Here is a 21,964-nt window from a genome sequence, read left to right as displayed (position 1 = left end):
CAGTGTGTAGAGCTAGGACTGGCTGGGTGTGTCACGATCTCAATATAGTAGGATCACAACACAGTGTCAAAGACTGATGGTGAAAAAATTCGGGAAATTCGTGAAGCCGAAGAAATGGGTCGGCAGGAATTTTGCGACCTGACAGGAATAAAGAAGCAGACGCTTATAAGTACAGAGCAAGGGAGAATGGCTTGTTCTTTGAAGACCGTGCGGCAGATAACAGCAGTATTTCCGCAGTACAGGTCGTGGCTGATCGACGATGTGGTAAATGAAGAAGCCGGGCAGATAAGCCCGGAGATCGAGAAGGCGCGGAAGACGCTGAAGCAAACAGGGACGGATATCGACTAGCCAGAAGAGCGGCGGAAAGTTGGTACCAGGGAGGAAGGCATAATGGATAATATGTTTGAGGGTTTATTTGTAAACATTTTTGGAGCAATATGGCCGCTGCTGCTGATGGCTGTAATTTGTTATGTGTTATTAGAACTGGTAAGGAAGAGTAAAAAAAAGGGAGTGAGTAAAGGTAAGAAGAATAATAAGCACAAGAATTACTCAGAATTGCTAATGGAGAAAGGGCAGGCCTATAGAAAGAAAGAATATTTCATGACGCCGGTGGAGCGTGAGGTTTATAAGTTGTTAGAAAGATCGTATGGAGATAGATACCGCATTTTTAGCCAAGTGCGTGTTGTGGATGTGGTGGAGCCAGATTCAACAAAGCATCATTCTAAGAGCCGTGAATTCATGTCACTATTCAGACAGCTTTCACAATGGCACTTCGATTATGTGCTATGTGAAAGAGACAGCTTCAAAGTGTACTGTGCGCTAGAACTAGATGATGCCAGCCATGAAAGAGAAGATAGGATAAAGCGAGATCGTATACTGGATATGGCATGCAAGAATGCAGGTCTTGAGTTAAAAAGAATGAGAATAAATCATGAAGATAGGAGTGTCGATGTAACTAATCGGTGAGGGAGGTGATAGGGGGAAAGGGTGTCAACGAAGCGTCGACGGCGATGAGCCGAAGCGGGCCAGAGTGGGCTGGCGGATGGTCGCAAAAGCGCCAGTTATGGCGGTTCCAGCCAGACCGGGCAGGCAGGAAAGGGCCTTGTAATCAGTAGGTCCCGGGTTCGACTCCTGGTGCCGGCACCATCAAGCAGCGCAAGATCAGCAGATTAGAGCGAATACTAACCGTCCACTGTGGCGGTTTTTTTGTGCGCGCGCAACGGTCCTGCGCCTCGTGCCTGCCTCTACTTCCTCTTCTTTGCGTATGCGGTCGATCAGGCACGGGGAAAGACAACGGCTGCCAGGGTCTTGAGGGAAGTGTGCCAACTGCCTAGGTCAGTAATAATTCCTCGGCAATTATTTTTATCGCTACCGCGAAAAGCATCAACATTACGACCTTGTCGAACCATTCAAGAGACAGTCGTTGTCCGAGACGCCCCCCCAGAGGCATGGCGGCGGAAATGATAAGGAGGGCGCCGGCGCTTGACACTGCCAGTGGCCAGGTGACGATCCCCAAGGACATCAAGGCAGGAAGCTGAACCACCGTGATGGCGGTAAAGAACGTTGAGATAGACCCTATGAAAGCTCTTCTTTCTAGACGCATGAAATTCAGGAACGCCACTGATATCGGGCCTGACATACCCACTGCACCCTGCAAGACACCACCGCATAGCCCAACAGGAAAAACCAGCCTCTCTGCCAGGGAGTGCTTGAGGTAGGCTTTTCGCTTCGATAGCCTGAGGGTCAGGTAGCACAGGATGGTAAGTGCTACTGCTATCGAAAGTGTGGCCTCGTCGATGCGGACAAGGGCCCAGGTGCCAAGTGCAACTCCGATTCCGCCTGAAAGTGCAAAGTAGACGAGAAATCTTGTCGGTAGCAGATGTCGCCTGTAGTGCCAAGTCTGCCATGCGTTGTTGAGAAGATTGGGGAGAAGCAGTACCACGATGGCGGTCTGTATATCATAAGCCATCGTCAATATGGGAATAACAATGAGAGGAACGCCAGACCCAATGGCGCCCTTGACAATGCCAGCGAAAGCAAGCGTTAGGATCGATAATATCAGCATCTGAACTGGGGCCCTCCTTGGCCCCAAGAGGGGTAGTGGCTTGGGAATGGTCGGTGTGACGCGCGACGCGGGGTCGATCTAGGCTGGATCTACGACTCGGGTATGCAACTCGCCCACGCCTTCAACACCCCCTACCAGCATGTCTCCCTTATTGACTGCCCCGACCCCTGAAGGTGTCCCAGTCATGATCAGGTCGCCAGCGCGCAGCTCAAAAAGGCTGGAAAGCTGTGAGATGATTTCCGGAACCTTCCAGATCATCTGGTCAAGATCGCCTTGCTGACGAAGCTCGCCGTTGATCTTCAGCCAGATTGCGCCTGAGCTAGGATGACCAATGGTCTTGGCAGGGACCAAGGCGCCACAGGGAGCTGCGCCCTCGAAGCTTTTGGCGGTATCCCAGGGGCGCCCCATTTTTTTCATTTCGGCCTGAATGTCTCGGCGTGTCATGTCTAGGCCTACGGCATAGCCATATACATGCTCCAATGCCTCTTCTACCGGGATATTGACGCCGCCCCTGGCTAGCGCCACCACCATTTCGATTTCGTGATGAACGTCCTGGGTTGCCGGCGGGTAAGGGAAATCTTGATCATCTGCGATCAAGGTGGTGGCGCTTTTCTGAAAGAAGAAAGGGGGCTCCTTGTCTGGGTCATGCCCCATCTCCACGGCATGTGCCGCAAAGTTTCGTCCCACGCAATAAATGCGGTGAACGGGAAAGCGCTGCGTAGATCCCTTGACGGGAAGAGTGGCTTGCTCTGGTGCTGCAATGACAAATGAAGGAGAGCTCATAAAATTGTCCTCAAGAAGAAGGGGGGAGTGGTGCTGGGCGCTCAGGCGGGATCGGGTGTCTGAAGCACATGATAGCCATGCCGACCGCGGGCCTCGCCGAGTGTCATGCCGCTGCGGACATCCTGAAGAATGGCTTCTTCCTTGTGCTCTATGTCCTCTGCGACAGCGAGAACCTCGTAGATGTAAGCCAGCGGGATCACGACGACGCCGTTGCCATCGGCACAGATGACGTCGCCGGGTTCCACCCGAACGGTGCCCAGGCAGACAGGCACATTGACAGCCTGCAGCATGACTCTGTCCTTGCCGGTTCTCATGTGCCCCTGACGTGACCAGATGGGGTAGTCGAGAGAAAGGCTTTCCTGAAGGTCTCGGTTGACCCCATCTACCACGGTACCTTCGACCCCATTGCGTTTGGCCACTTCGGTCATGATGTTGCCCCACACCGTGCAGTCGGTACGACCACGGTTGTCGATGACCACCACATCGCCCGGTCCTGGGTCATCAATGAAGTCGCCGACCGTGCCTCCGGAGGCACCAACTGGCAGATAGGCAAGGGTAAAGGCTTGGCCTGCAATGCAAGCCTCAGGAATCAGGGGATGGAGCCCTTCCACTGCGCCCGGCAGTCCACGCTTATCGAGCGCATCGCTTAGCGTGGATGTGGAAAGCTGCCGGCAGCGGTCGAGCACGGTCCGGTCGAGTCGTTGAGTTGTCATGAACCAGGGTCTCCTAGCGCCGAGTCAATCGAAAGTATTGTTGTGTTTATGATGGCTCACGTTGGTCGAGCGGCTTTTCACCAAGGTGAGCCAGGCCAAGGGGCGAATGCGATGTGAGCAGCTTCCGCTCTACGCTGAGCAAATGCTCCAGCATCATGGCCGAGGCAGCCCCGGGGTCACGATCGGCTATGGCCTGAATGATGCGCTCGTGCTCATCGAACGAGTGGTGGTTCGCGGGTGGGTGCGGGCTGCTACTTCGCCGGCGGCCCCATACCATGGCGCGCCTGACAGCCGACAGCATGTCAAACATCGACGACATGATGAGGTTCTGAGTGGAGTCGGCAATTAGCTTGTGGAACTGGTTGTCACAGGCTTCATACTCTCGCCATGTCGCGGCTTCTCGGCTGCGCTTGGCCACATCGAACATATCGTCGATATTTCGTGGGGTCGCTTGCAATGCCGCCTGAGCCGCCAAGGCCGGTTCGAGGGTCATGCGCGCCCGCATCACATCGGAGGGGCTGCACTGCTGCAGCAGGCTTGCGGGTTCAAAGGCCTTTAGAGGCGAGCGGTCCCCCACGAAAGTCCCTTTCCCTACATGCCGCCACACCAGTCCTTCCTGTTCAAGAATTGCCAAGGCCTTGCGCAGGTCTCCGCGAGTGACGCCGATCAGCTGAGCAAGTTCACGCTCAGGGGGGAGGCGGTCGTTAGGCCGCTTATCACCCTGAGACAAGTAGGCTCGCAACTGAATCAGCGCCGAATGCTGCTCATCCATAACTCCCTCCCGCAAGAATCAGTCCCTCAGCGTTCACTGTAGGCGGCAATCGAGAATTGGGCAACCATTTCTTGACCAATCCGGAAAATTGGTTAAATCTGTGATCAGGACTCGCGCCTCAAGGCCAGCCAATGGAGGGCAATGCCTAGCATGTCGGGCGCTGACGCCATGCATCTCAAGCGTCCACAGGCAGACAAGGCACCATCACAACAGCAACAAAGGAACACGCCATGAACAACAAGAAGGCTCTCGTTGGTGCGCTCGGCGCCATCGCACTGGCTACTACCTCCCTCGCAGCGCACGCCTGGCCGGATCGAACCGTGACGATCATCGTGCCCTACGCACCAGGCGGTATCGCGGACATTGCCGCACGCACCGTCGCTGAGGCCATGAGCGGGACCTGGGGGCAGGAGGTCATAGTGGACAATCGCACGGGAGGGGCGGGTTTTGTCGCCGCCACCGCGGTTGCCAGGGCTGCCCCAGATGGCCACACGCTGTTTGTGGCTGATATGGGGGTCAATGTCATCAATCCCTATCTGTTTGATGACACACCTTACGACCCGGCCACCGACTTCCGGCCGATCACGATGATCAGTGATACGCCCTTGGTCCTTGCGGCCTACAGAGGGGCTCCCTTCGACACGACGGAAGAGTATCTCGCCTACGCAGAGGCCAACCCGGGCGAGCTGAGCTTTGCTTCAGCCGGGATTGGATCTCTTAATCACATCGTGCCCGAGTGGATCAACTACGAAACTGGCATCGATACCGTGCATATCCCCTATCGGGGAGGTGCCCCTGCTGCTACTGCCGTTGCCTCCGGCGAAGCGCAGGTCGGGGTCCTGGCGCTCTCCTCAGTCGGGCCCTTTGTCGACAGTGGCGATATCAAGGTGCTCGGTGTGGCCCGCCAGGAGCGAGTGGAGTCGCACCCTGAACTGCCGACGCTGATCGAGGGCGGAGTCCCCAATGTCGCCGCAGGTCAGTGGGCGGGACTCTTTGCCCCGTCCGGAGTGAGCGACGAGATTGCCGACAAGATCTATCAGGATATGGTGGCGTTTCTAGAAACGGATGAGGCCCGTAACACCTTTGCCGAGCGCGGTGCCATCGTCTCACCCATGTCTTCCGAGGAATTCGGCCAGATGCTGGACGACCTGCGCGAGCAATTCTCGATCATCATTGAAGCCGCCGAGATCAGCGCCGACTGAGACCACCGGGCCGGGACCAGCCCATGAGGTCCCGGCCACTTCTGACGAGATTGCGCAATGAACGTACTGACCTCCAAGGATTTCTTGGCGGGACTCGTCTGCGTGCTGTTGGGTGGCCTGGTCTTGGTGGTTTCATCAGACTACAACTTCGGCACCCCGAGACGCATGGGTCCTGGCTTCTTTCCCATCACTCTAGGAGCTCTACTGGTCCTGCTGGGATGCGCCATCCTGCTGACTGCCATTCGCGTCGGTGAGCGCCTGCCGGCACTCAACCTTCGCCCATGGCTGGTCATACCTGTCGCCGTGCTTGCCTTCGCGCTGATACTGCCAAGGTTCGGTTTTGCTCCCGCGGGCATAGCCGTGGTCATTCTGGCCGGCATGGCAGACCGTGGAGCGAAGGTGATGACTCTCGCTCTACTGGCCGCCGTGTTGGTTCCTGCCGTGTGGGCGCTGTTCGCTCTCGTACTGGGTGTACCCCTTCCCTTCGTGACCTGGAGCTGACCCATGGACCTATTAGAGAGTCTGCAGTTGGGCCTGGCGACTGCCCTCACCTTGGAAAACCTTTTCTACTGCCTGCTAGGCGTCAGTGTCGGCATGATCGTGGGGGTGTTACCAGGCATTGGACACCTGGCTGCAGTATCCCTGCTGATGCCATTGACGTTCCATGTTCCCGCTACCGCCGCGTTGGTGATGCTGGCCGGGATCTACTATGGCGCCCAGTATGGTGGTTCCATTGCTTCGATTTTGCTTAACCTGCCTGGCACTGCATCCTCGGCTGTCATCTGCCTCGATGGCTATCCAATGGCACAGAAGGGGCGCGCCGGATCAGCGCTCATGATCACTACCATCGCTTCCTTCTTCGGCAGTTGCTTTGCGATCCTGGTGCTGATTCTGATGGCTCCGCCACTGGCGCAGTTGGCCCTGTCATTCCATTCAGCCGACTACTTCTCGATGATGGTGCTCGGCCTGGTGGCGGCGGGCTCCATCAGTCAGGGGCGTCCCCTGCTTGGCCTGGCCAGTGTCGTACTTGGCCTCTTGATTGGCCTGGTCGGCATCGATGTCAACAGCGGTGTCATGCGCATGACGTTTGGCGTGCCAGAACTGTTCGATGGGATCAGCATCATTGTGATCGCCATGGCCTTATTCGGTGTGTCTGAGGTCATCTCCAGCATTGGAAAGACGGGGGGTAGCGCCCGCTCCATCAATGTGAGCTTCCGCTCGCTTTTGCCGACAAGGAAAGAGTGGTCCCAGTCTGGCTGGCCGATTCTTCGCGGCTCTGGTGTGGGCACTGCCATCGGTATCCTTCCTGGGACAGGTGGGGGATCAATGGCATCCTTCATGGCCTATGCGGTCGAGAAGCGCGTGTCGTCGAAGCCTGAGTCCTTTGGCAAGGGAGCGGTGCCGGGAATCGCGGCTCCGGAGGGAGCCAACAATGCTGCCGCACAGTCATCCTTTATTCCGACCTTGACACTTGGCATTCCAGGCGATGCCATCATGGCGCTCATGTTGGGTGCTCTGATGATTCATGGAATTGCTCCTGGCCCCCGTGTCGTGACCGATAATCCTGAGCTCTTCTGGGGTCTGATCGTCAGCTTTCTGATCGGTAATCTGATTCTTCTGATCCTGAATATCCCTCTGATCAAGGTCTGGGTAAAGATTCTTCAGATTCCCTATCGGCTGCTGTTTCCCGCGATCATTCTTCTGATCTGCGCCGGAGTTTATAGCCTGGATCGTTCGGCAGTTGATGTGCTGATGGTGGCCGGGTTCTCGGCAGTCGGCTACCTGCTGATCAAGTTGGGATTCGAAGCCGCGCCTCTGCTGCTCGGTTTCATACTTGGTCCCATGCTCGAAGAGAACCTACGCCGCTCGATGCTGCTTAGTCGTGGCGACTTCATGGTGTTTCTGGAGCGTCCGGTCAGTGCCACCTTTCTGATTCTGTCGGCACTGCTCCTGCTATGGGTCATCTGGGGAACCCTGAAGCCCCGTCAGCGTCCTGTCGTCAACGTTTAGTGCATCATCCACACATCACGAGGAACTCAGGAATGAATAAATTAGCGATCAAGACCATTGCGCGTGCAGAAGCGGCTGTCATCCAGGGACTTGCCGAGTGCGGGGTGGCCACGGTGCATGAAGCCCAGGGGCGTACCGGTGCGATGGAGCCCGAGATCGGAGCCGTGGTGCCCGGGGCTGTCATGGCGGGCTCTGCCGTTACTGTGATGTGCGCGCCGGGTGATAACTGGATGCTGCATGTCGCCATCGAGCTCATGCAGCCCGGTGATGTGCTGGTGGTTGGCACCACTTCCCGTAGCCTCGATGGATTCTTCGGCGACATTCTTGCTGAATTCGTGTCGCAGCGTGGTGGTGCGGGTGTCGTTCTGGATACCGGGGTCCGGGACGTCCGCGACCTGAGGGCTCAGGGCCTCCCGGTATGGTCCCGTGCTATCAGCCCTCAGGGGACCGTCAAGGAGACGGTGGGTGCCGTCAACGTGCCCATCCAGTGTGGCGGTCGACTGGTAATCCCTGGTGATGTCGTGGTGGCTGACGATGATGGGGTCGTGATGGTACCGCGCACGAGGGCTGCCGAAGTCCTGGCAGCCTCTCGTCAGCGCATTGACAAGGAAGAGGCCATGCGCCATGCCATCCGGCAGGGGGGCAACACACTGGATCTGCTTGGTCTGCGCGACAAGGTCATCGAGAAGGGGCTCCGGTATGAAGAGGGGCCAGTCGACTGGTCGCTTCGCGGGGAACAAGGGGCCGTATCATGAAGATCGCTATCCTGGATGACTACGGCAACGACGCCCTTGGTCTGGCGGACTGGTCAGGGCTTGGAGAGGTCACGGTCTTCCGTGACACGCTTAAGGACGCAGATGAATTGGCCGAGCGGCTAAGGCCGTTTGACGTGCTCTGCGTGATGCGTGAACGCACTCCCCTCCCGGGATCGCTGCTTGAACGCCTGCCTCACTTGAAGCTGATTGTCACCTCCGGGCCAAGGAACCTCTCGATTGATCTCGATATCGCCAAGCGACAGGGCATCACCGTGTGCGGAACCGAGCTTCGCAAGACTACCACCGCCGAACTCACGCTGGCTCTCATGCTCGCCGTACAGCGCCGAATCGTGGTTGAGGCCAACCACCTTGCCTCGGGGCGCTGGCAGCAGGGTCTTGGGCGCGATCTTGCCGGCCTCACCCTGGGCCTTGTTGGGCTCGGCAAGGTGGGGCAGCAGGTCGCGGTATTGGCGAAGGCATTTGGCATGCAGGTTGCGGCTTGGTCGCAGAATCTCACCGAGGCCACCTGTCAGGCGCATGATGTGGCGTACGCCGACTCGCTCGAGGGACTGCTGGCTCAATCGGATATCGTGTCGGTGCATCTGGTGCTGTCTCCCCGGAGCCGTGGCTTGATCGGCCGTGAAGCGTTGCGCCATATGCGTCCTGATGCCTGCCTGATCAACACGTCGCGTGGTCCCATCATCGACAATGTGGCACTGCTTGAGGCATTGCGAGCCGGTTGGCTGGGCTCCGCCGCCATCGATGTATTCGAGGAGGAGCCCCTGCCTGGCGAGGCTGCCATCCGAGACCAGGCGCTGATCGACTGTGGACGCCTGCTGCTGACTCCGCATCTGGGGTATACCAGCCAGCAGACATTCGAGCTCTTCTACCGGCAGATGGTCGAGGCCATCAAGGCGTGGCGCGTTGGCGCTCCAATCCGACAGTTGCAGTAGTCGCTGGGGCCCCGGGCACAGAGATGTCGAGCCGGTGGTGGCGGCATGCCGTGGGCCGGCGGTAGTGGTACGCGGCGCCTGGTGCGGTAGACTGTATGGCTTGTCGCCGAGATGCGGCACGCATAATGAGAAGGAGAAGACCCGCCATGCGCTTTGTTCCACGTTTCACCGATGGCCAGGAGTTTCCCCACGCGCTCGGCAAGATCGTCTGCGTCGGCCGCAACTACGCCGATCATGCCCGGGAGCTCGACAATCCGGTGCCCAGCGAGCCGCTGCTGTTCATCAAGCCGGCGACCTGTGCCGTGCCGCTGGAGGAGCCCATCGAGGCGCCCTTCTCCCGGGGCGAGGTGCACTACGAGACCGAGCTGGCGCTGCTGGTCGGCGAGGAGCTCTCCCATGCCACCGCCGATGAGGCCGAGCGCGCCATCGTCGGCATCGGCCTTGGGCTGGATCTGACCCTGCGCGACCTGCAGACCCGCCTCAAGGAGAAGGGGCATCCCTGGGAGGTCTCCAAGGCCTTCGATGGGGCCTGCCCGCTCTCCACCTTCCTGCCGCTCTCTCAGGTCCCCAACTGGAGTGCGCTGACCTTCACCCTTGAGATCGACGGTGAGCTGCGCCAGCGCGGGGAGGGGGCCGACATGCTGTTCCCGGTCGCCACCCTGGTGGCGGAGATGAGCCGCCACTTCACCCTGCTGCCGGGCGATGTGGTGCTCACCGGCACCCCGGCCGGCGTGGGCCCGTTGCCCCGCGGCGCCGAGCTGCACTTCACCCTGACCGGCGGCCTCGAGTTCACCACCCGGGTGGTCGAGTGAGCCCGGATGGTCGAGTGAGTTAGTCACGCCCGATAGCGCAAGGCAGTCGTGCAACAACAGACGCCCCGCGGCCTGGCCGCGGGGCGTCGTCGTCTGGCAGGGCAGGCGAGCGCGCTATTCGAGGTAGGTATAGCCCGCCAGGCCCTCGGAGAGGTCGTCGAGGAAGCGCTGCTGCTCGGCCTCCTCGAGACCGCTGGCCGCGAGCTGGTCGGCCAGGTGCCGGCGTAGCACCTCGGCATCGAAGTTGACGTAGCTCAGCACGTCGGCGACCCGATCGCCCTGCTGGATATGGCTCAGGGCCCAGCTGCCGTCCTCGGCCAGGGTCGCATCCACCGAGTCGGTGTCGCCGAACAGGTTGTGCAGGTCGCCGAGGATCTCCTGATAGGCGCCCACCAGGAAGAAGCCCAGCAGCTGCTCCTCGCCCTCCTGCCACTCGGGCAGCGGCAGGGTGGTCTCCACGCCCTGGCCGTCCACATAGCCGTCGATGCGTCCGTCGGAGTCGCAGGTGATGTCCTGGATCACCCCGCGGCGCACCGGCTCCTGGTCGAGGCCGGTCAGCGGCAGCACCGGGAAGATCTGCTGGATGCCCCAGACGTCGGGCACCGACTGGAACAGCGAGAAGTTGACGAACAGCTTGTCGGCCAGCTTCTCCGCCAGCTCGTCGGCGATCTCGCGGTGGGCCCGATTGCGGGTGTCGAGGCGGGCGCGCAGCCTCGCGCAGGCGGCGAAGTAGACCGCCTCGCCCTCGGCGCGGGCGTTGATGTCGGTCATGCCGATCACGAAGCGCTCGTGCAGCTCGCCCATGGCCTGGACCAGGTCGTGCCAGGCTTCCACCAGGCCGCGTGGCTCGATGTGGGCGTGCAGCAGGTCATGCACTCGCCACAGCTCGTCGACCTGGGGGTCCCCCTCGACGCGGCGTTCGGGGGCCTGCTCGCTGACCCGCTCCTCGCCGATCACGTTGGTGATCAGTACCGCATGGTGGGCGGTCAGGGCGCGGCCGGATTCGCTGATCAGGTGCGGCTCGGGCAGCCCCTGTTCCTGGCAGGCCTGGCGGAAGGCGTAGACCACGTTGCGGGCGTACTCGAGCATCGAGTAGTTGGCGGAGCAGAAGCTGCGCGAGCGGGTGCCTTCGTAGTCGACGCCGAGGCCCCCGCCCACGTCCACGGTATCCACCGGGGCGCCCAGCTCCACCAGGCTCTGGTAGAAGCGGGCGCACTCGCGCAGCCCGCCCTGGATGTCGCGGATATTGGCGATCTGGGAGCCCAGGTGGAAGTGCACCAGCTGCAGACTGGCCAGGGCGTCGGCCTCGCGCAGCTGCTTCACCACGGCCAGGATCTGGCTGGCGGTGAGGCCGAACTTGGACTTCTCGCCGCCGGTGTTCTGCCAGCGGCCGCGGCCCACGGTGGCCAGGCGCGCGCGCAGGCCGATGCGCGGCTTGACCCCGAGCTCGGCGGCCTCCTCGAGGATCAGCGGCAGCTCGGAGAGCTTCTCCACCACCAGGTAGACGCGGTGGCCGAGCTTCTCGCCCATCAGCGCCAGGCGGATGTACTCGCGGTCCTTGTAGCCGTTGCAGACGATCAGCGAGGGGCCGTCGCCGGAGAGCGCCAGCACGGCGAGCAGCTCGGGCTTGCTGCCGGCCTCGAGGCCCACCCGGTCACGACCGCGCTCGGGGGTGGCGAGGATCTCCTCCACCACGCGGCGCTGCTGGTTGACCTTGATCGGGTAGACGGCGGTATAGCCGCCGCCGAACTCCTCCTCGGCCATGGCGGTGTCGAAGGCGGCGCACAGCTGCTCGACCCGGTCGTGGAGGATATCGATGAAGCGTACCAGCACCGGAAGGCGCAGGCCGGCGGTCTTGAGTTCTGCCACCAGGTCGTCCAGCGGCAGGGCCGGGCCCTCGATCTCGCTGCCCAAGGGGCGCACCAGGGCGTGCCCGGAGTCGTCCACGTCATAGTAGCCGCTGCCCCACTGGTCGATGTTCCAGACGCGCCGCGCGCGCTTCGCCGGGCTGCCGGCACTGGCCATGGAGAGACTCATGCATTCACCTCCGGGAGGGGAAGGGCGCCATGTGCCAGGCGCGCCTTGAGGATGGTGCGGAACTGTTCGGGGTCGTGGGGGGTGAGGTCGTGGGCCGGCGGATCCACGTAGACCACCAGCAGCCTCGAGAGCCAGTAGCGCAGCGCGGTCATGCGCAGCATCATCGGCCATGCCTCGCGCTCGGCCGCGGTGAGAGGACGGCGCGCCTGATAGGCGCCGAGAATGGCGTCATGGCGCTCGACGTTGAGGCGGCCGTCGGCCTCGGTGGCCCAGTCGTTGATGACGATGGCCAGGTCGAACAGCAGGTCGCCGGTGCAGCCGTTGTAGAAGTCGATGATGCCGCCCAGGCGGTCGCCCTCGTAGAGGGTGTTGTCGCGGAAGAGGTCGCCGTGCAGGGCCCCCTGGGGCAGCTCGGGGCTGTTGCCGAAGGCCTCCTGATAGATCTCCACCTCATCCTTCATCAGGGCCTGGTCCTCCGGCGAGAGGTAGACCAGCACCTTGTGGTGCATGGGCAGCAGCCAGTGGAGATCCCGCGGGTTGGGGCGATGGCCGGGGAAGTGCTGCGACACCCTGTGCATATGGCCCAGGGCATCGCCCAGGGCTGCACACTGCGCCAGGTTCGGCGACTTGGGATGCCGGCCGGGCAGGCGCGGGAAGAGCAGCGCCGGCTTGCCGGCGAGGCGGTGCAGCGCCACGCCCTCGCGGTCGTGGAGCGGTCCCGGTACCGGCAGGCGGTGTTCGTCCAGGTAGTCTAGCAGGTCGACGAAGAACGGCAGCTCCCCGAATTCGCCCTGCTCGAACAGGGTCAGCACCAGCGCTCGCCGGTCGGTGGTGACGAAGAAGGTGCTGTTCTCGGTGCCGGCGGGCACGCCTTCCAGGGAGACCAGCGAGCCGGCATCGAAGCGTGCCAGGAAGTCCGCGACCTGGGTCTCGGTAAGCGGTGTGAATACGGCCATGTGTCTCTCACCCGGGAATGCCAAGCCGCCTATTGTAGCGACTTGGCAGGCTGATGCACGCGTCCGGATTCGGGGAGGAACGATTGATGGCGATCGAGAGGCTCGGGCCGCTCCGTCTGGCGGGTCAGAAGGTCCGCAGGATCCACTGCGGGACGGCGATGCGGTCGCCATCCTGGCGCTCGAAGTTGCCGTCGCCGTCGTGGTCCACCAGGTAGTAGGAGGGGCCGCGGGAAGGCCGGATCTCGATGGCGTAGAGCTCGCCGTTGATGCGGTACTCGCGGATGGTGCGATCCTCCTCCTGGCGGATGGTGATGTCCGGTTCCAGGTCGGCAGAGGACTGGGCCAGGGCGGGGCCGGTGGCGATCAGCGAAAGCCCCAGCAGCAGGGCGATGAGAGTGCGTGTCACGATCATGGTGGCCTCCGGGCTGCCTGGGGCAGTAGCGAGGGGAGATACCCGCAGTGTAAGGCGCTCAGCGCACGCTGCCCACTACCCGCGGAAAAACGCGCCGGCAATGCGTATCATGGGTGATCAGGATCACTTTCCGCCCAGCTTGAATGGATGCCTCCATGGCCGATACCCCCATCGTACTCGTCGACGGTTCCTCCTACCTCTACCGCGCCTTCCACGCCCTGCCGCCGCTGACCACCTCCAGGGGCCAACCCACCGGTGCCATCAAGGGCGTGCTCAACATGCTCAAGCGGCTGATCAAGGAGTATCCGGACAGTCCCATGGCGGTGGTCTTCGACGCGCCGGGGAAGACCTTCCGGGACGATCTGTTCGCCGAGTACAAGTCCCATCGCCCGCCGATGCCCGACGACCTGCGCTCCCAGGTGGCGCCGCTGCATCGATGCGTCAAGGCGCTGGGGCTGCCGCTTTTGTGCATCGAGGGGGTGGAGGCCGATGACGTCATCGGCACCCTGGCCCGCCAGGCCACCGAGGCCGGCCGCGACGCGGTGATCTCCACCGGTGACAAGGACATGGCCCAGCTGGTCAACGCGCACATCACCCTGGTCAACACCATGAAGGACGAGACCCTGGACGTGGCGGGCGTGAAGGCGAAGTTCGGGCTGCCGCCCGAGCTGATCATCGACCTGCTGGCGCTGATGGGCGACAAGGTCGACAACATTCCCGGCGTGCCGGGGGTCGGGGAGAAGACCGCCCTGGGCCTGCTGCAGGGCATGGAGGGCGGCCTCGAGACCATCTATGCCGACCTGGAGAAGGTCAAGACACTGGATTTCCGCGGCGCCAAGACGCTGCCGAAGAAGCTCGAGGAGCACCGCGACCAGGCCTTTCTCTCCTATCAGCTGGCCACCATCAAGACCGACTGCGAGCTGCCGGTGGGCCTCGACGATCTCGAGATCGCACACCCCGACCGCGAGGCGCTCCTCGAGCTCTACCGCGAGTACGAGTTCAAGGCGTGGCTCGCCGAGCTGCTGGAGGGCAGCGACAGCGGCGTCGATGACCTCGCCGGCGGCCCGCCGCCCTCTGCCGATGCCGACGCGCCCCCCGGCAGCGCCGCACGGGAGGACCAGGTGATCCTCGAGCAGGCCGACTTCGACGCCTGGCTCTCGCGCCTGCAGGCGGCCGAGGCCTTCTGCTTCGACCTGGAGACCACCAGCCTCAACTACATGGAGGCGCAGATCGTCGGCGTGGGGCTCTCGCTTGCGCCCGGGGAGGCGGCCTATATCCCGCTCGCCCACGACTACCTGGATGCCCCCGCGCAGCTCGACCGCGACGCCGTGCTCGCTGCCCTCAGGCCGCTGCTGGAGGATGCCGGCAAGACCAAGATCGGCCAGAACCTCAAGTACGACATCTCGGTGCTGGCGAGCCACGGCATCAGGGTGGCGGGGCCTCTGGAGGACACCATGCTGGAGTCCTACGTGCTCGACTCCACCGCCACCCGCCACGACATGGACTCCCTGGCGCTGAAGTACCTCGGCGAGAAGACCGTCTCCTTCGAGGAGATCGCCGGCAAGGGGGCCAAGCAGCTCACCTTCAACCAGATCGCCCTGGAGCAGGCGGCCCCCTATGCCTGCGAGGACGTCGACATCACCCTGCGCCTGCACGGTGAGCTGCGTCCGCGGCTGGCGAAGGAGGGGCGCCTGGCCGAGGTGCTGGAGACGATCGAGCTGCCGCTGGTGCCGGTGCTGTCGCGCATGGAGCGCACCGGCGTGGCGCTGGACCCCGAGCGGCTGCACACCCAGAGCCGGGGGCTCGAGGGGCGTATCCGCGAGCTGGAGGCCTGCGCCCACGAACTGGCCGGGCGCGAGTTCAACCTGGGCTCGCCCAAGCAGCTCGGCCAGATCCTCTTCGAGGAGCAGAAGATCCCGGTGATCAAGAAGACCCCCAAGGGGGCGCCCTCCACCGCCGAGGCGGTGCTGGAGGAGCTGGCGCTGGACTACCCGCTGCCCAAGGTGATCATGGAGCATCGTGGCCTGGCCAAGCTCAAGTCCACCTATACCGACAAGCTGCCGCGGCTGGTCAACAAGGGAACCGGGCGGCTGCACACCAGCTACCACCAGGCGGTCACCGCCACCGGGCGGCTCTCCTCCAGCGACCCCAACCTGCAGAACATTCCGATTCGCACCGAGGAGGGGCGCAAGATCCGCCAGGCCTTTATCGCCCGGCCCGGCTACCGCATCGTCGCCGCCGACTACTCCCAGATCGAGCTGCGCATCATGGCGCACCTCTCCGAGGACAGGGGGCTGCTAGAGGCCTTCGCCGAGGGGCGCGACATCCATGCCGCCACCGCCGCGGAGGTGTTCGGCGTGCCCCTGGAGAAGGTCTCGGGCGACCAGCGGCGCAGCGCCAAGGCGATCAACTTCGGCCTGATCTACGGCATGAGCGCCTGGGGCCTGGGCCGCCAGCTGCATATCGAGCGCAATCAGGCCCAGACCTGGATCGAGCGCTACTTCGACCGCTACCCCGGTGTGGCCCGCTACATGGAGCGCATCCGCGCCCAGGCGGCGGAGGACGGCTTCGTCGAGACGGTGTTCGGCCGGCGCCTCTACCTGCCGGAGATCCACTCCCAGAACCGCGCCCGCCGCCAGGGGGCCGAGCGCACGGCGATCAACGCCCCCATGCAGGGCACCGCGGCGGACATCATCAAGCGGGCGATGATCGACGTCGATGCCTGGCTCCAGGCGGGAGAGATGGATGCCTGGATGGTGATGCAGGTCCACGACGAACTGGTCTTCGAGGTGGCGGAAGGGCAGGTGGAGGCCTTCATCGAGCAGGTGAAGGGGCGCATGCAGGGCGCCGCCGAGCTCAGCGTGCCGCTGATCGTCGAGGCGGAGAGTGGGGCGAACTGGGATGAGGCCCACTAGGGAAAAGGGCGATTTGCTATTGCGCTCGGGCTCTTGATAAAAGCAGCTGGCCGCCGGCGGTGCCGGTGCGCCGGCTCGGTTGTCTCCTCATGTAGCAGGCTACACTCCGGGAGCCGTGCTCCGGCGGCGACCAGCCTATCTTCGCTCATAACACAAATCTCTCCTGTTCCTATCTACTGAGTGGAATCCGTAGTAAGAACGCCACCGTCCTGTCTACTGGCTGAAAGCCGAAACAAGAACGCCACCGCGGCTGCGGTGGCGTTCTTGTTTGCGCGGTCGGTGATACTGGCTAGTCCCTGAGCACCGTGGCGGTGCGCTGGGGCTCGAGGCTGACCTGCTCGCCTACCTTCCACAGGCTGTGGCTGGGAGTGATGGCGCAGAAGTGCTGGCCGTGCTGCTCCAGCAGGTAGAAGCAGTCGTGGCCGCGGAACTCGCGCTCGACGATGGTGGCGCCCTGGCCGTCCGGAGCGGCGGAGAGGGCCAGGTACTCCGGGCGCAGCGAGAGGCGCACCGGGCCGCGCCGGTGGCTGTCGATGGCCACCGGGCCGAGGGCGGTACGGGCGATCTCGCCGTCGGCCTCACCCTCCAGCAGGTTGGTGTGGCCGAGGAACTCCGCCACGAAGGCGGTGGCCGGCGCCTGATAGATCCGCTCCGGGCGGTCCTTCTGGATCAGCTGGCCATAGTGCATCACCCCCACCTGGTCGGCGAAGGAGAGCGCCTCGGCCTGGTCGTGGGTGACCAGGATCACCGAGGTGCCGGCTGCCTTGAACAGCCGGCGCACCTCCTTGCGGGTCGATTCGCGCAGGGCGGCGTCCAGGTTGGAGAAGGGCTCGTCGAGCAGCACCAGCTCGGGCTCGGCGGCGAGCGTCCTGGCCAGGGCCACGCGCTGCTGCTGGCCGCCGGAGAGCTGATCGGGCATGCGCGCGGCGAGGTCCGCCAGCCCCACCAGGTCGAGCCACTCCCGGGACTTGGCAGCCCGCTTGGCCTTGGGCACGTGGCGCATGGCAAAGGCGACGTTCTCACCCAGGCTCATGTGCGGGAAAAGGGCGTAGTCCTGGAAGACGATGCCGATGCGGCGCTGCTGGGGCGGCAGGCGGGTGACGTCCTCGCCGCGCAGCAGGATCTCGCCGGCATCGGGGTGCTCGAAGCCGGCGATCATGCGCAGCGTGGTGGTCTTGCCGCAGCCGCTGGGGCCGAGCAGAGCGAGGATCTCACCGTTGTCCAGGGAGAAGCTCACGTCCTCCACCGCCAGCGGGTCCTGATGGCGATAGCGCTTGTGCAGCCCGCCCACCGAGAGCAGCGGCTCGGGTAGCCGGGTCGGCACGCCCTGAGGAGCGGCCTTGAGGTCGAGGTTGGACATCATTTGCCCTCCTTGGTGAGCAGCAGGCCCACGGACAGGCTGGAGAACACCACGATGGCGGCGGCGAAGGGAGCCGCTTCTGCCAACATGCCTTCCGAGGTGCGAGTGAAGACGGTCACGGCCAGGGTCGTGTAGCCGGTGGGGGCCAGCAGGAAGGTGATCGGCAGCTCCTTCATGCACAGCACGAAGACCAGCACCACGCCGGCCAGGATGCCGCGGCGCAGGCGCGGGAAGATCACGTGAATGAAGGTACTGATGGGGCCGTGGCCCAGGGAGTGAGCGGCCTCCTCCATGCTCGGCCGTGTCTGCAGCAGGGCGCTGCGGATTGGGCCCAGGGCCAGGGCCAGCGAGGCCATGGCCCAGGTGATGATCAGCATCGCCAGGGTCTGATAGAGGAAGGGGGCGGTGCGCAGCGAGAAGAACACCATGGCCAGCGCCAGCGCCAGCGGCGGAATGGCGTAGCCGATATAGGCCGAGCGCTCGACCAGGGTGGCGAAGGGTGAGCGGTAGCGCACCGTCAGGAACGCCACCGGCAGGGCGAAGGCCGCGGCCAGCAGGGCGGCCGGCAGGGCCGCGCCGGCGGAGCGCAGCAGGGTGCCCGGCACGCGGGCGAAGAAGGAGAGATCCGGCGGCGCCAGCAGCAGCCAGTAGGCCAGGATCATCACCGGCAGGCCGATGGAGGCGGTGAACAGCGCCACCAGATAGGGCCAGGCCAGGAAGCGTGCCCGGCCGAGCGGCTGGGGCGTCATCGGGCGGGCCACCCCAGTGCCGATGCGCGCCAGCTTGCGCTTCACCACCAGGCTGTCGAGCATCACGAAGCAGGCGGCCAACGCCAGCAGCATCAGCGCCAGCCAGGCGGCGTAGACGCGGTCGAAGGCGCCGGAGTACTGGGTGTAGATGGCGTAGCTGAAGGCCTCGTAGCGCATCAGCGCCACGGCGCCGAAGTCGCCCAGCACGTAGAGGGTGATCACCAGCCAGCCGGCCATCAACGCCGGCATCAGGTGGGGCAGGGTCACCCGACGAAAGATCTCGCCTTGGGTGTAGCCCAGGCTGCGTGCGCTCTCCTCGAGGTTGCCATCGAGACCCGCCAGGGCGGCGCGCAGGTTCAGGAACAGGTAGGGAAAGGTGTAGAGCGACAGCGCCAGGGTGGCGCCCCAGTAGCCCTGCAGGCGCGGCAGCTGGAGCCCGGTGAGCTGGGCCAGCACTCCGTAGTTGCCGCCGAGCCCGATCAGCGCATAGGCCATCACGTAGCCAGGCACCGCCAGGGGAATCACGCCGAGAATCGTCAGGGTCTTCCTGAAGCGGATATCGGTGCGGGTCACCAGCCAGGCCAATGGGAAGGCCATCAGGGTGGTCAACGCCACTACGCCGGCGGCCAGGGACAGGGTGTTGATCAGCAGCTGCAGGTTGCGGGGGCGGAATACCAGGTCGACGAGGGTGGCGCTATCGGCTTCGAACGCGCGTAGCCCCAGGTAGGCCAGGGGCACCAGCATCACCCCCGCCGCGATCAGCGAGGGCAGCAGGATATGCAGCGGAACGCCGCGAGGCAGCAGCCGGGGCAGGCCCGGGGTGCGGTGCGGCGTGGCGGTGTAGCGTGTCGGGTTCATCGTGCCTCGTTGGTGAAGACCTGCCGCCACGGGGCGGCAGGTCGCTGGCCGGGGTTACAGCAGCCCGGCGTCACGCAGCAGCCGGAGGGTGCCCTCGAGATCGCTCAGGTCGTCAAGGTCGATCTGAGGGGAGACCTCCAGCAGGCGGTCGAAGTCCTCGAGCACCGGGTTCTGGATCACGTCGCGGGTGACCGGGTACTCGTAGACGTTGCCGGTAAAGTACTGCTGGGCGGCCGGAGAGAGCAGGAAGCGCACGAACTCCACGGCGGCCTCCTGGTTGCTGCTGCTCTCGAGCACCGCGATGCCGGCCACGTTCACCAGATTGCCGATGTCGCCGTCGGCGAAGAAGGCCTGCTCTACCGGGAAGTCGGCGTCGGAGGCCACGAAGCGCGGCAGGTAGTAGTTGTTCACCAGGCCGAAGTCGATCTCGCCGTCGGCGATACCCTGCACCTGGGTGGTGTTGTTGCTGAAGGTGACGGCGCCGTTTGCCTTCATCCCCTTGAGCCAGGCTAGGGTGCGCTCGTCACCGTGCTCCACGCGCATGGCGGTGACGAAGGACTGGAAGGAGCCGTTGGTGGGTGCCCAGCCGACGCGGCCTTCGTAGCGCTCGTCGACGAGGTCGAAGACGCTCTCGGGCAGCTCATCCTCGCTGGTGCGCTCCGGGGAGTAGGCGACCACGCGGGCGCGACCGCTGGCGGCGACCCAGTTGCCGCTCTCGCTGGTGTAGATGGTCGGCAGGCCTTCGTAGATGTCGGCGGGCAGCTCGGCCAGCAGGCCGGCCTTGCTAAGCTCGCCCATGGCGCCGGCGTCCTGGCCCCAGTAGAGGTCCGCCGGAGAGCGGCGGCCCTCCTCCTGGACCAGCACCGCCAACTGAGCGGTGTCGCCGTAGCGGACGTTGACGCTGATGCCGGTGTTCTTCTCGAACTGGCTGATGATCGGCTCAACCATGGACTCGCCGCGACCGGAATAGAGTGTCAGGCTGGCGGCGGAGGCCAGGGGAGTGGCAAGCAGGGTGGCCACGAGGGTGGCGGAGGCGAACAGCGACTTCTGCATGTCGGAATGATCCTTGGGTTGGCAGTCGATACGATTCCGCTCTGCGGCGGTTAGCGGTCCACGGCCAGTCTCGGTCTATCGGCACGATAGCAAAATTATTGTCTGCTGCAAATGATAATGATACGCAAAAGGGTTTTCATGACGTGCGTCAATTCCTGCTCTCGCGATGGCCGAAGGTGGGAGCCTCGCGCCTTGAAAACCGAAGCGCCCGCCATGCGGGGCATGGCGGGCGCTGGGTGTTGCCGCTGGGCGGGCAGCACCGCCTTGTAGAGATCGATGATCTCCACCCCCTTGGGCGCCACCCCCTTCATGTAGAAGAGCGCATAGCCGAACGGCGGGGTGAGGAAGGAGGTCTGCAGCACCACCGCCACCATCACCACGAACCACAGCACGTCGATGCCCAGCTGCTGGACGATCGGCAGCATGATCGGGAAGCTCAGCAGCACGATGCCGGTCCAGTCCAGGAACATGCCCAGCAGGAACACCAGGAACAGCATGAAGATCAGCGCCCCCACGGTGCCGCCGGGCATGGCCATGACCAGGTCGCTGATCACCGTCATGCCGCCGCCGCGGGAGAAGACCCCGGTGAAGGCGGTGGCGGAACACCTCCAATGTCTCCAGTATGAGGCTTACCGGGGTGTCCGCTCCAATTAGACCAGTTCACTGTGGTGTCGCAATCTGTTGGGGTCAGTTACCCGGCAACTAACGCATCCGATATTGTGCGCCTTCCGATCGCCTTCCCGGATATCGACCAGCAGCAAAAAATCGCCGCCTTCCTCGACCGCAAGACCGCCGAGATCGACACCCTGATTGCCAAGAAGCGCCGCCTGCTCGACCGGCTGGCCGAAAAGCGTACCGCCCTGATCACCCGCGCCGTCACCAAGGGGCTCAACCCCGATGCTCCCATGAAAGAGAGCGGCATTGAATGGCTGGGGGAGATTCCGGCGCATTGGGAAACCGGCGTTCCGATAAAGTATCTGGTGACAATGTCCGGGGGGATGACTCCTTCAACCAGCAATCCACTTTACTGGGATGGAGATATTCCTTGGGTGAGCCCAAAAGATATGAAGAAGACTGAGCTATCTGATGCTCAGGATCATGTAACCGATCTGGCGTTGTCAGCGACAGGGTTGAATCTAATAGAGCCTGGCTCGGTGTTAATCGTTGTGCGAGGAATGATTCTAGTCCACTCGTTTCCAGTGGCTATCAATAGGGTTCCAGTAGTCCTTAATCAGGATATGAAGGCGCTGAAAGTCGGACCGCGCCTTTCACCAGAGTACTTTGCGCTCCTGTTGCGGGCCATTACCGACGTTATGCTTGCCTTGGTTGAAACATCAGCTCACGGGACAAAAGCACTACGCACAGACCGTTGGAAAGAACTTGTGATAGCGCTTCCCCCTATTGATGAGCAGGATGGTATCGTTACACAGGTGGAAAAGGTGGTTGCTGGCCTGGATTCTTTAGAGAATGCAACAAGTAGGACAATAGAAAAACTCGAAGAATACCGCTCCGCCCTGATCACCAACACCGTCACCGGCCAGATCAGGGTGGCCTGAACC

The 21,964-nt window shown here is 63.0% G+C and carries 20 protein-coding genes and 1 pseudogene; 10 read left to right on the top strand and 11 right to left on the bottom strand.

What is annotated here, in order from left to right; genetic code table 11:
* Positions 1-63: 63 nt before the first annotated feature.
* Positions 64-348: a helix-turn-helix transcriptional regulator gene (locus D1793_RS19530; protein WP_162900004.1), complete on the top strand. Its 285-nt coding sequence runs from the start codon at positions 64-66 to the stop codon at positions 346-348.
* A gap of 42 nt (positions 349-390) precedes the next feature.
* A complete protein-coding gene (locus tag D1793_RS17120; protein ID WP_119023219.1) occupies positions 391-966 on the top strand; it encodes a DUF2726 domain-containing protein in 576 nt (191 codons plus the stop codon).
* A 364-nt stretch (positions 967-1,330) separates the two neighbouring features.
* On the opposite strand, the gene D1793_RS17115 is transcribed toward D1793_RS17120, so the two are convergent.
* The 4 genes from D1793_RS17115 to D1793_RS17100 form a co-directional block, all read right to left on the bottom strand.
* Positions 1,331-2,065 (bottom strand): sulfite exporter TauE/SafE family protein, encoded by a 735-nt coding sequence (locus tag D1793_RS17115; protein ID WP_240407704.1) that lies wholly within the window; start codon positions 2,063-2,065, stop codon positions 1,331-1,333.
* Between the two features lie 78 nt (positions 2,066-2,143).
* The gene (locus tag D1793_RS17110; protein ID WP_119023218.1) at positions 2,144-2,848 is read right to left on the bottom strand and encodes a fumarylacetoacetate hydrolase family protein; all 705 of its coding nucleotides are present in this window, start codon (positions 2,846-2,848) and stop codon (positions 2,144-2,146) included.
* 41 nt (positions 2,849-2,889) lie between these two features.
* Positions 2,890-3,561 (bottom strand): RraA family protein, encoded by a 672-nt coding sequence (locus D1793_RS17105; RefSeq protein ID WP_119023217.1) that lies wholly within the window; start codon positions 3,559-3,561, stop codon positions 2,890-2,892.
* Positions 3,562-3,607: 46 nt separating this feature from the next.
* Positions 3,608-4,333: an FCD domain-containing protein gene (locus tag D1793_RS17100; protein ID WP_119023216.1), complete on the bottom strand. Its 726-nt coding sequence runs from the start codon at positions 4,331-4,333 to the stop codon at positions 3,608-3,610.
* A 230-nt stretch (positions 4,334-4,563) separates the two neighbouring features.
* On the opposite strand from D1793_RS17100, the gene D1793_RS17095 reads away from it, so the two are divergent.
* From D1793_RS17095 to D1793_RS17070, 6 genes are all read left to right on the top strand, one after another.
* Positions 4,564-5,535, top strand: coding sequence for a tripartite tricarboxylate transporter substrate binding protein (locus tag D1793_RS17095; RefSeq protein WP_119023215.1), 972 nt, complete (start codon positions 4,564-4,566; stop codon positions 5,533-5,535).
* A 57-nt stretch (positions 5,536-5,592) separates the two neighbouring features.
* Positions 5,593-6,036 carry a tripartite tricarboxylate transporter TctB family protein gene (locus tag D1793_RS17090; protein ID WP_119023214.1) on the top strand — a complete coding sequence of 148 codons (444 nt, stop codon included), beginning with the start codon at positions 5,593-5,595 and terminating at the stop codon, positions 6,034-6,036.
* Positions 6,037-6,039: 3 nt separating this feature from the next.
* Positions 6,040-7,545: a tripartite tricarboxylate transporter permease gene (locus D1793_RS17085; RefSeq protein ID WP_119023213.1), complete on the top strand. Its 1,506-nt coding sequence runs from the start codon at positions 6,040-6,042 to the stop codon at positions 7,543-7,545.
* Positions 7,546-7,577: 32 nt separating this feature from the next.
* Complete coding sequence (locus D1793_RS17080) at positions 7,578-8,300, top strand: 4-carboxy-4-hydroxy-2-oxoadipate aldolase/oxaloacetate decarboxylase (RefSeq protein WP_119023212.1); 723 nt, start codon at positions 7,578-7,580, stop codon at positions 8,298-8,300.
* Positions 8,297-9,253, top strand: a complete 957-nt coding sequence (locus tag D1793_RS17075; protein WP_119023211.1) for a D-2-hydroxyacid dehydrogenase family protein — start codon at positions 8,297-8,299, stop codon at positions 9,251-9,253. Before D1793_RS17080 ends, D1793_RS17075 begins: the two co-directional genes overlap by 4 nt.
* A 146-nt stretch (positions 9,254-9,399) precedes the next feature.
* On the top strand, positions 9,400-10,065 hold the full coding sequence (locus tag D1793_RS17070; RefSeq protein ID WP_119023210.1) for a fumarylacetoacetate hydrolase family protein: 666 nt from the start codon (positions 9,400-9,402) through the stop codon (positions 10,063-10,065).
* A gap of 114 nt (positions 10,066-10,179) precedes the next feature.
* Here D1793_RS17070 and speA read toward each other — a convergent pair whose 3' ends face one another.
* From speA to D1793_RS17055, 3 genes are all read right to left on the bottom strand, one after another.
* The gene (gene speA, locus D1793_RS17065) at positions 10,180-12,102 is read right to left on the bottom strand and encodes a biosynthetic arginine decarboxylase (RefSeq protein ID WP_162900003.1); all 1,923 of its coding nucleotides are present in this window, start codon (positions 12,100-12,102) and stop codon (positions 10,180-10,182) included.
* Positions 12,099-13,058, bottom strand: a complete 960-nt coding sequence (locus D1793_RS17060) for a homoserine kinase (RefSeq protein WP_119023208.1) — start codon at positions 13,056-13,058, stop codon at positions 12,099-12,101. Before D1793_RS17060 ends, speA begins: the two co-directional genes overlap by 4 nt.
* Before the next feature lie 124 nt (positions 13,059-13,182).
* The gene (locus D1793_RS17055; protein ID WP_119023207.1) at positions 13,183-13,470 is read right to left on the bottom strand and encodes a DUF2782 domain-containing protein; all 288 of its coding nucleotides are present in this window, start codon (positions 13,468-13,470) and stop codon (positions 13,183-13,185) included.
* A 155-nt stretch (positions 13,471-13,625) separates the two neighbouring features.
* Between D1793_RS17055 and polA the strand changes: the two genes are divergently transcribed.
* On the top strand, positions 13,626-16,385 hold the full coding sequence (gene polA / locus D1793_RS17050; protein WP_119023736.1) for a DNA polymerase I: 2,760 nt from the start codon (positions 13,626-13,628) through the stop codon (positions 16,383-16,385).
* A gap of 289 nt (positions 16,386-16,674) precedes the next feature.
* Here polA and D1793_RS17045 read toward each other — a convergent pair whose 3' ends face one another.
* The 4 genes and pseudogenes from D1793_RS17045 to D1793_RS17030 form a co-directional block, all read right to left on the bottom strand.
* On the bottom strand, positions 16,675-17,745 hold the full coding sequence (locus D1793_RS17045; RefSeq protein ID WP_119023206.1) for an ABC transporter ATP-binding protein: 1,071 nt from the start codon (positions 17,743-17,745) through the stop codon (positions 16,675-16,677).
* The gene (locus D1793_RS17040) at positions 17,745-19,352 is read right to left on the bottom strand and encodes an iron ABC transporter permease (RefSeq protein ID WP_205527568.1); all 1,608 of its coding nucleotides are present in this window, start codon (positions 19,350-19,352) and stop codon (positions 17,745-17,747) included. Before D1793_RS17040 ends, D1793_RS17045 begins: the two co-directional genes overlap by 1 nt.
* A 54-nt stretch (positions 19,353-19,406) precedes the next feature.
* Positions 19,407-20,405: an iron ABC transporter substrate-binding protein gene (locus D1793_RS17035; RefSeq protein WP_119023205.1), complete on the bottom strand. Its 999-nt coding sequence runs from the start codon at positions 20,403-20,405 to the stop codon at positions 19,407-19,409.
* A 251-nt stretch (positions 20,406-20,656) separates the two neighbouring features.
* Positions 20,657-21,004, bottom strand: a pseudogene (locus D1793_RS17030) (TRAP transporter large permease subunit); the annotation flags it as partial.
* A 69-nt stretch (positions 21,005-21,073) separates the two neighbouring features.
* On the opposite strand from D1793_RS17030, the gene D1793_RS17025 reads away from it, so the two are divergent.
* On the top strand, positions 21,074-21,961 hold the full coding sequence (locus D1793_RS17025) for a restriction endonuclease subunit S (RefSeq protein WP_162900002.1): 888 nt from the start codon (positions 21,074-21,076) through the stop codon (positions 21,959-21,961).
* Positions 21,962-21,964 lie beyond the last annotated feature (3 nt).

Origin of the sequence: Halomonas sp. JS92-SW72, from assembly GCF_003547075.1 — a bacterium.
In the GTDB taxonomy this organism is placed as follows: domain Bacteria; phylum Pseudomonadota; class Gammaproteobacteria; order Pseudomonadales; family Halomonadaceae; genus Halomonas; species Halomonas alkalicola.
The sequence above is the reverse complement of the archived record's forward strand: the minus strand, read 5'-3'. Positions and strand labels throughout refer to the sequence as shown.